This is a genomic window from Dietzia sp. HMSC21D01 (assembly GCF_001815995.1).
Classification (GTDB): domain Bacteria; phylum Actinomycetota; class Actinomycetes; order Mycobacteriales; family Mycobacteriaceae; genus Dietzia; species Dietzia cinnamea.
In genome coordinates this window covers 1-8,439 of record NZ_KV823725.1, presented here as the reverse complement: position 1 = coordinate 8,439, position 8,439 = coordinate 1, and the positions used below count along the sequence as shown (strand labels likewise).

At 69.9% G+C, this 8,439-nt stretch carries 7 protein-coding genes and 1 pseudogene; 5 read left to right on the top strand and 3 right to left on the bottom strand.

The annotated features are described in order from the left end of the window. Both HMPREF3086_RS02745 and HMPREF3086_RS02740 read right to left on the bottom strand, forming a co-directional pair. A pseudogene (locus HMPREF3086_RS02745) lies at window positions 1-494 on the bottom strand (adenosine deaminase); the annotation flags it as partial. Further along, window positions 491-1,960, bottom strand: a complete 1,470-nt coding sequence (locus HMPREF3086_RS02740; RefSeq protein ID WP_070720069.1) for an alanine/glycine:cation symporter family protein — start codon at window positions 1,958-1,960, stop codon at window positions 491-493. The gene HMPREF3086_RS02740 and the pseudogene HMPREF3086_RS02745, both read right to left, overlap by 4 nt. 87 nt (window positions 1,961-2,047) lie before the next feature. Here HMPREF3086_RS02740 and HMPREF3086_RS02735 point away from each other — a divergent pair, with 87 nt between their 5' ends. Further along, window positions 2,048-2,974 (top strand): patatin-like phospholipase family protein, encoded by a 927-nt coding sequence (locus HMPREF3086_RS02735; protein ID WP_246830869.1) that lies wholly within the window; start codon window positions 2,048-2,050, stop codon window positions 2,972-2,974. Between the two features lie 95 nt (window positions 2,975-3,069). Here HMPREF3086_RS02735 and HMPREF3086_RS18835 read toward each other — a convergent pair whose 3' ends face one another. Beyond that, on the bottom strand, window positions 3,070-3,228 hold the full coding sequence (locus HMPREF3086_RS18835) for a hypothetical protein (protein WP_165001078.1): 159 nt from the start codon (window positions 3,226-3,228) through the stop codon (window positions 3,070-3,072). A 378-nt stretch (window positions 3,229-3,606) separates the two neighbouring features. On the opposite strand from HMPREF3086_RS18835, the gene HMPREF3086_RS02730 reads away from it, so the two are divergent. From HMPREF3086_RS02730 to HMPREF3086_RS02715, 4 genes are all read left to right on the top strand, one after another. Further along, the gene (locus HMPREF3086_RS02730; RefSeq protein ID WP_070720065.1) at window positions 3,607-5,385 is read left to right on the top strand and encodes an HNH endonuclease signature motif containing protein; all 1,779 of its coding nucleotides are present in this window, start codon (window positions 3,607-3,609) and stop codon (window positions 5,383-5,385) included. A gap of 129 nt (window positions 5,386-5,514) precedes the next feature. Beyond that, window positions 5,515-7,209 (top strand): nitrite/sulfite reductase, encoded by a 1,695-nt coding sequence (locus HMPREF3086_RS02725; protein ID WP_061229942.1) that lies wholly within the window; start codon window positions 5,515-5,517, stop codon window positions 7,207-7,209. After that, window positions 7,206-7,988, top strand: a complete 783-nt coding sequence (locus HMPREF3086_RS02720; RefSeq protein ID WP_070720064.1) for a phosphoadenylyl-sulfate reductase — start codon at window positions 7,206-7,208, stop codon at window positions 7,986-7,988. Before HMPREF3086_RS02725 ends, HMPREF3086_RS02720 begins: the two co-directional genes overlap by 4 nt. Then, the coding region (locus HMPREF3086_RS02715) for a precorrin-2 dehydrogenase/sirohydrochlorin ferrochelatase family protein (protein ID WP_305790924.1) at window positions 7,985-8,439 on the top strand (455 nt) is incomplete at its 3' end. The genes HMPREF3086_RS02720 and HMPREF3086_RS02715, both read left to right, overlap by 4 nt.

Sequence of the window (8,439 nt, the reverse complement as noted above, 5' to 3'; positions counted from 1 at the left end):
TCGGCGAACCGCGCGGCCAGCCGTGCCGCCTCGAGCGCGTGCTCGGGCCCCGCGCCGCGGTCGATGCTCACGATCGCGCCGGCCCACACCCCGTGCCTGCGTGACGCCTCGGCCATGACCGGCAGCTGGAACTCGAGCGCCTCCTCGGCGGAGCCGAACGCCACCGCCTTCTCGGGGATCGACGCGAACTCGAGCGCCACCACCCCCTGCGCGGCGGCGTCGGCGATCACCTCGTCCAGGAGCTGCTCGACTCGCTCCGGCGTGTGCAGGAGGTCGATGAGCAGGCCGTACGCGTCGAGGAACCGCGTGAAGTCCGGGTAGTCGACGAGCGGCGGCACCTCGAGGCCGTCCTCCGCGCACCACTGCCGCAGCGTCGCCTCCCGCATGGCCGCCTCGAGGTGGACGTGCAGGTGCGCCTTCGGCAGCGCGGTCAGGCTCCGGCGATTGGCATCGGCGCGGTGGGCGGTGTCGGCGCGGCGTGCGGTTTCGGTCATTCGTCGGCCTTGACCTCGCGGGCCTCGTCGGCGACGGCCTGGTGCGTCATCGGGTCGGAGCCGTCCCAGGCGGTGACGTTGCGGGCCTGCGGCAGGTCATCACGGTGGAACACAGGGTTGTGGCCCTTGGCCTTCTGCTGCAGGTAGTGCCGGAGCAGAGCCACGGCGAGCCCCCCGAGCGGAAGGATCGCGATGAGGTTGATGGTGGCCATGAAGCCCATGAACAGGTCGGCCAGGCCCCACACGAGGTCGACCGAACCGAGGGCGCCTCCGAACACCGCGAGCAGGACGAGCGCGCGGAACACGTTGATCGTGCGCGGGCTGTCACGCAGGAAGTTGATGTTGGCCTCGCCGTAGTACGAGTTGCCGAGGATCGACGAGAAGGCGAGGAAGAAGATGACCACCATGAGGAACGGCACGCCCCAGTCCCCGACCTGCGAGGCCAGCGAGTCCTGGGTGAGGGAGATGCCTTCACGGTCGCCGCCGAACTCGGGGTCGGCGAGCAGGATGATGAACGCCGTGGCCGAGCACACGATGAGGGTGTCGAAGTAGACGCCGAGCGACTGGACGAGGCCCTGCTTGACGGGGTGGGAGACCGATGCGGTCGCCGCGGCGTTGGGGACCGAGCCCATGCCGGCCTCGTTGGAGAACAGGCCCCGGCGCATGCCCTGCATGATCGCCGCGCCGAGCGCGGCGCCCGCGACCTCGCGGAAGCCGAGGGCGTGGCCCACGATGAGGCCGATCATGTCGGGGACCTCGGTGATGTTGATGGCGACGACGACGAGGGCGACGACGACATAGGCTGCCGCCATGACCGGGACCAGGATCTCGGTGACCGCCGACAGGCGTCGAACGCCTCCGAAGATGACGAGGCCCGTCACGATCGCCAGCCCCACGCCGATCGCCATCCCGGCCCCGGTGCCCTCGAGGTCGAACTGGTTGCGGACGGACTCGGAGATGGAGTTGGCCTGGACGGCGTTGAACACGAAGCCGTAGGTGACGGTGATGATCACCGCGAACGCCACGGCCACCGGCTTCCAGCCCAGCCCGTCGCGGATGTAGTACGCCGGTCCGCCGACGTACGAGTCCCTGCCCTTGACCTTGTACAGCTGCGCGAGCGTCGACTCGATGAAGGCCGTCGCGCCACCGATGATGGCGAGGAGCCACATCCAGAAAACCGCCCCGGGCCCGCCGACGGTGATGGCGATGGCCACGCCCGCGACGTTGCCGGTGCCGACCCGGGATGCCGCCGAGATGGTGAAGGCGCGGAAGGCGGAGATGCCCTTCTTGTCCGGTTCGATGTCGGAGGGTTTCTCGGTGATGGTCCGGAGCATCTCCGGGAAGAGCCGGATCTGGACGATCAACGTGGTCACTGAGAAGTACAGCCCGGCGATCACCAGGAGTGCGATGACGCCGTACCAGTAGACGTCGTTGATGCCCGCGACGAGCTCGGTGAGTTGGGTCACGGGTGGTGACACTAGTAACGGGGAGGCGGCTGCGCCACTGAACCTCCGCCACCGGACACCCGCGCCCAGACCTCCTAGTCTGGAAGAGTGACTGATGCGGGACCGAGACATACACGCGCCGGCACTGCGACGCTGGAGCCGACCGCCCCCGATGTCGCCCTGCTCTTCGAGGGCGGTGGTATGCGGGCGGTGCACACCGCGGGCGTTGTCGAGACGTTGATCGAGGCGGGGATCCACACCGGTCTGGTCGCCGGAATCTCGGCCGGGGCGTCTCACCTCGCTAACTACGTCTCCCGCGACGCGGTACGCGCCCGGAAGAGTTTCGTGGAGATGGCCGCGGACCCGAACTTCGGGGACTTGCGTAGTTTCGCGCGCGGCAAGGGGCTGTTCAACGCCGAGTACATCTACGAGCAGGCCGGCCTGCCGGATCAGGTGTTGCCGTACGACTTCGAGACGTTCGAGGCCAGCGGGACCGCCGCGCGGATCGGGACGTTCCGCTGCTCGGATGGCGAGACGGTCTTCTGGACCGAGGACGACGTCGAGTCGATGGCCGACCTCATGCGGATGGTTCGGTCCTCGTCGACCATGCCGGTGTGGATGCCGCCCGTGCTCATCGACGGCGAGTACTACGTCGACGGGGCCCTGGGCCATGACGGTGGGATCCCGTTGTCGGCGGCGCGCGAGGCGGGGTTCGAGAAGTTCCTCATCGTGCTCACGCAGCCGGAGGGGTACCGGAAGATCCCGCCCCGTCGACTGACGCCGTTCTATCGCTCGTACTTCCGCCGCTTCCCGGAGGTGGGGGAGGCGCTCCTGCACCGCTGGGCGCTGTACAACGAGACGCTCGACGAGATCGAGGAGCTGGAGAAGTCGGGCGACGCGCTGGTCTTCCGACCGGAGCGGGTGACGATCAGGAGCTACGAGCGCCGGGTCGACCGGCTCGCGGAGGCGTACGTCTCGGGACGCGAGCAGGCCCGCCGTGAGGTCGACAGCTGGCTGGAGTTCTGCGGACTCTGAGAAGACCTGTCCCGCCGCTCCGGAGAGGCCCGGAAATGCGCGACGCCGCGGTCGTGTTCAGGGCACGATCGCGGCGAAGCGGGAAGGGGTGTGACTCAGGAGCCGAAGATCTCCGCGCCGCCACCGAGCGTGAAGAGGATGTACGAGGGAAGGCGGAGCAGGCCGTCGATTGCGGCCGAGCCGACGCCACCCGCGGGGAGGAGGTCAGCGGACCCTTCGGAGAGGTCGAACCAGAAGTCAGAAATCTCGCCCATGTCGTGCCCTTTCGACGTGACGTGCCCACTGTCTGTGGGCTACACCACCAGAAGTTACGACCGCCCTGAGTGCCGTGCCACCGCGAAAGTCACATATTCCCCGGCTTGGTCGCCAGCTAAGGAATTTGCGAACTGTCGACCTGCTAAATGATCGGTTCGTGAAGAACTGGCCACGCTAACTAACTATCGCTCAATTTCGGCGACTGGGTTCTCGGCGATTCGGCGACAGCTGGCTTCTCGCTTCGATTGCGCTACGCGAAGCGGTTGGCGAGTAATTCGCAGATGCCCCTTGTGGTGTCGAACGCGTGACCGTAGAATAGAACACGTATTCGAGACATGGCGCGGCATGGCCGCGTAGGCGACCACGGGGGGTGGGGCATGGACGGCGATCCGGAGCGCACGACCGGTAACCCCGCTGCCGCGTTGGCAGGCCTGACGACGGCGGCGCGCGAAGGCTGGGCCGCCGAGAACCGCGCGGCCGTGCAGCGCCTGGTCGCTTGTTACGCGCTGCTGCAGGAGTGTTGGCGTGAGTACGGGCACGGTATCGACGGCAGTCACGAGGCCCGTCCCGGCCATGCTGTGGTTGACGGCCTCGTCGCGGCGGCCGGGTATGTGGTGGCGGCGATGTCCATCTCGGCAAGGCGCGCGGAGAAGATGCTGTCCTTTGCCTGGGAACTGCACACCCGCTACCCGGCGATTCTGGAGGCCATGGCCGCCGGGCTGATGGAACAACGCGTCGCCGAACTGCTGGCCCGGCAGATGGCCACCGTCCGCGGGGACGTGTTGGAGAAGGTCCAGCGCCAGGTCGTCGAGGACTACCTCAACGGTGTCGCCGCCGGTATCCGCCTGGGCGATAAGGCCCTGCGCGATGACATCGACGCCGTCATCGGTCGCCACGACCCCGACGCCATCCGCCTGCGCAAGGAAGACGCCAGCCGCGGCCGCGGTGTGCGCATCGGCAAAGGCGTCGACGGTATGTCCACCGTCTCCGCCCTGCTGGCCACCGAGGAAGCCGCCGTGCTGGCCGAAGCCCTCGACCAGCGGGTCGCCGAACACCAGGCCGCCGACACTGGCGCAGCCGCCGCGGCCGACCCGGATGCCCCGGCCGAGCCGGAGCCGCGCTACTCCAAAGCTGAACGCCGCGCCGACGCCCTGATGTCGCTGATCTGCGGCGACACCCCCACCCACCCCGACACCGACACCGGCACCGGCACCGGCACCGACACTGGCACCGACAGTAACGCCGGCCCGGGCGACCCGAGCGCCGCCACTGGCGGCGGTCAGGGGCTGGCGCCGGTATTGCGGCCGAAGGTCACCGTCATCGCCACCGGAGACAACGGCCGCGACGAACACGGCGCGCGGGTGGAGTTCACCCGCACCGGCCAAGCCGCCCTGCACACGCTGATGGAGATGCTCGCCACCTCAGATGGCGCCTCGTTCGAGCAGGTCGATCCCCGCCTCGGCGCGGCCGACGACACCGCCGCCGCGCTGAGATACCGGCCCGGTGCCGAGTTGGCGCGCCGGGTCCGGCTTCGCGACGGCACCTGCCGGCACCCCGGGTGCACGGTCCCCGCCGACGACTGCGACCTGGACCATGTGGTGCCGTTCAACCACGCCGACCCCACCGCCGGCGGCCAGACGGTGGAGGCGAATCTGGTCAGTCAGTGCCGCCGCCACCACCGGTTCAAAACGTTCTCCGACTGGACCTACAAGCTCGAGCCCGACGGCACCCTGATCGTGACCACCCCCGACGGCACCGTCATGCTCACCCGCCCCGACGGGCCGCTGGCCCAGTACCGGCGCGAGCACCAACGCGACGAGGCCGACGCCTGGGCACGCCAGCAACGCCGCAACCCCAACCCCGACACCGGGGCCGGGATCCTGGACGAGGCGACCTACTTCGCCCGCCGCGCCCAACGCCTGGCCCGCGAACGCGCCCGCGCCACCGCCCACAACGCAGCCGACGCGACCTCGCCGCCACCCGAGACCGCCGCCGACACCACCCCGGACCCGGCCCCGCGCGAAAGAACGACCCCCGCCGCGGCCAGCCGCTGGTGGCAACGCAACAAACCCACCGACAGCACCCTGGAAAAAGCCATCCTCCACGCCCTCCACGAGCACCTCGACGAACTCCTCCAACCACCACCACCCTTCTGATGGCGCGCTCTTCAGGCGGCGCAGACCCGAGCGCAACGCGTGCGGGGAGGCTTCCGGTGGTGCGGACGCTTGATGCGGTTAGGCGACCCTTGTTAGACAGACCAGTCTGTTCTGACTATCCTCGCCGCCATGACCGATACTGCAGCCGCCCCCCGTACCGCTCGTCCCGCGCGCGCGGCCAAGCCACAGGGGCAGTGGAAGATCGACGGCAAGCTCACGCTCAACCACAACGAGCAGTTCAAGCTGGAGGACGACGCCCTCAACGTGCGCCAGCGCATCCTGGACACGTACTCCAAGGAGGGCTTCGATTCGATCCCGTCGGACGACTTGTCGGGCCGTATGCGCTGGTGGGGCCTGTACACGCAGCGCAAGCAGGGCCTCGACGGCTCCCGGACCTCGAAGCTCGAGGCCGACGAGCTGCAGGACAAGTACTTCATGATGCGCGTCCGCACGGACGGTGGCGCGGTCTCCACCGACCAGCTGCGCGTGCTGGCGAGCATCTCGACCGACTTCGCCCGCGGCACCGCCGACATCTCCGACCGGCAGAACATCCAGTACCACTGGATCGCGATCGAGGACGTCCCCACCGTCTGGCAGCGGCTCGAGGACGTGGGGATCGACACCGTCGAGGCCTGCGGCGACTGCCCGCGCGTCATCCTCGGTAGCCCGGTCGCCGGTGTGGCGGAGAACGAGATCCTCGACCCCACCCCGGTGATCGAGGAGATCAAGGCCAAGTACATCGGGACGCCCGAGTTCTCGAACCTGCCGCGCAAGTTCAAGTCCGCCATCACCGGCCACCCGAGCCTCGACGTGGTCCACGAGATCAACGACATCTCGCTGGTCGGCGTCGAGCACCCCGAGCTGGGCCCCGGATACGACCTCTGGGTCGGCGGCGGCCTGTCGACCAACCCGCAGCTCGCCACCCGCATCGGCGTGTTCGTCCGCCAGGAGGAGGCGGCGGAGGTGTGGGCCGGCGTGGTGGGCATCTTCCGCGACTACGGCTACCGCCGCATGCGCACCCGCGCCCGGCTGAAGTTCCTCATCAAGGACTGGGGCGCCGAGAAGTTCCGCCAGGTGCTGCAGGACGAGTACCTCGGCCGCGAGCTCCCCGACGGCCCGGCGCCCGAACGTGGCGTCGGCTCCGGTGACCACGTGGGCATCTACGAGCAGAAGGACGGCCGCTTCTACGTGGGCGCCGCCCCGACCGTCGGCCGCGTCGGCGGCGAGAAGCTCGCACAGGTCGCCGACCTCGCCGAGGCCGCCGGGTCGCACCGTGTGCGCTTCACCCCGCACCAGAAGCTGCTCGTGCTGGACGTCGAGCCGGACAAGGTCGACCAGCTGGTCGAGGGCCTCGCCGAGATCGGGCTGTACGCCCGCCCGAGCTCCTTCCGTCGCGCCACCATGGCGTGCACGGGCATCGAGTTCTGCAAGCTCGCCTTTGTCGACACCAAGGACACGGCCACCGCGCTGGTCGACGAGCTCGAGCGTCGCTTCGCCGACGACGCGCCCCTGCGCACGCCGCTGTCGATCCACCTCAACGGCTGCCCCAACAGCTGCGCCCGCATCCAGACCGCCGACATCGGCCTCAAGGGCCAGCTCCTCGACGGCGACACCCCCGGCTTCCAGGTCCACCTGGGCGGCGGGCTGGCGTCGGAGGACCAGGAGTCCGGCGGGCTCGGCCGCACGGTCCGCGGCCTGCGCGTGCCGTCCGCGGAGCTGCCCGACTACGTCGAACGCGTGATCCGCAAGTACATGGAGACCGGTGCCAGCGGCGAGACCTTCGCCGAGTGGGCGCACCGGGTGGACGAGGAGGTCCTCGTATGACCGCAGTGAGCCTGGAACTGCTGCCCCGCAGCACCGTCCTCACGCCCGGGCCCGGCCGCAAGCGCACGACCGAGGAGCTCAAGGCCATCGCCGAGGAGGCGGGCCGCCGCTTCGATGACCGCGGCCTCTACGGCAACCACTCCGAGATCGACCCGGCCGAGGTCCTGGCCTGGGCGGGGGAGACCTTCGGCGACGCGCTCGCGGTGGCGTGCTCCATGGCCAACACAGTCGTCCCCGAGATGACGGCGCCCCACGCCCCCGGCGTGGACGTGCTGTTCCTGGACACGAGCTACCACTTCTCCGAGACCGTCGGCGTCCGCGACGCGCTCGCCGCCACCCCCGGTCTCAACGTGGTGGACGTGCGCAGCCCCGCGACCCGCGAGGAGCACGAGGCCGCGCTCGGCCCGCGCCCCTACGAGACCGACCCCGAGATGTGCTGCCGCCTGCGCAAGGTCGAACCGCTCGACGCCGCCCTGTCCGGGTACGAGGCGTGGATCACCGGCCTGCGCCGCGTCGACACCGACCACCGGGCCGGCGCGGCCATGGTCGAGTGGGACGAGAAGCACTCGATGGTCAAGATCAACCCGCTGGTGGCGTGGACCATGGAGCGCGTCCACGACTACGCCGCCGAGCACGGATGCCTGCTCAACCCGCTCCTCGACGACGGGTACCCGTCGATCGGCTGTGAGCCCTGCACCCGCCGCGTCGAGGCCGGTGCCGACCCGCGGTCCGGCCGCTGGGCGGGCTCGTCCAAGACCGAGTGCGGCATCCACCTGTGACCATCGCGTTGTCGCCGGCGGCCCCGCCGGCACCCACGCTGGACGGGCTGCCGCTCACCGTCGGCCTCGCGGGTCGGGAGGTGCTGCTCGTCGGGGCGGGACCCGTCTCGGCCCGCCGGGCGACGACGTTCCTCGAGGCAGGCGCCCTCGTCCGGGTGGTGGCTCCGCGCGTCGACCCGGCGATGGCCGACCTCGCGGAGCGGGCGGGCGACGACCTCGTCGTCGTCACCAGGCCCTTCGCCCCCGCCGACCTGGACAGTCCCTGGATGGTGCACGTCGCCACCGGCGACCCCCGGATCGACGCCGAGGTCGCCGCACTGTGCGAGCAACGGCGGATCTGGTGCGTCACCGCCGGGGACTCCGCGTTGGGATCGGCGCGGGTGCCCGCGCGCACGGCCGTCGCGACGCCCACCGGAACCGTGCGCATCGCCGTCGACTCGGGCGACCCCCG

Bases quoted from the DNA above. Each gene is read 5' to 3' on its own strand.
- HMPREF3086_RS18835 (WP_165001078.1), bottom strand. From the start codon at position 3,228: ATGGGCGAGATTTCTGACTTCTGGTTCGACCTCTCCGAAGGGTCCGCT.
- HMPREF3086_RS02730 (WP_070720065.1), top strand. From the start codon at position 3,607: ATGGACGGCGATCCGGAGCGCACGACCGGTAACCCCGCTGCCGCGTTG.
- HMPREF3086_RS02725 (WP_061229942.1), top strand. From the start codon at position 5,515: ATGACCGATACTGCAGCCGCCCCCCGTACCGCTCGTCCCGCGCGCGCG.
- HMPREF3086_RS02720 (WP_070720064.1), top strand. From the start codon at position 7,206: ATGACCGCAGTGAGCCTGGAACTGCTGCCCCGCAGCACCGTCCTCACG.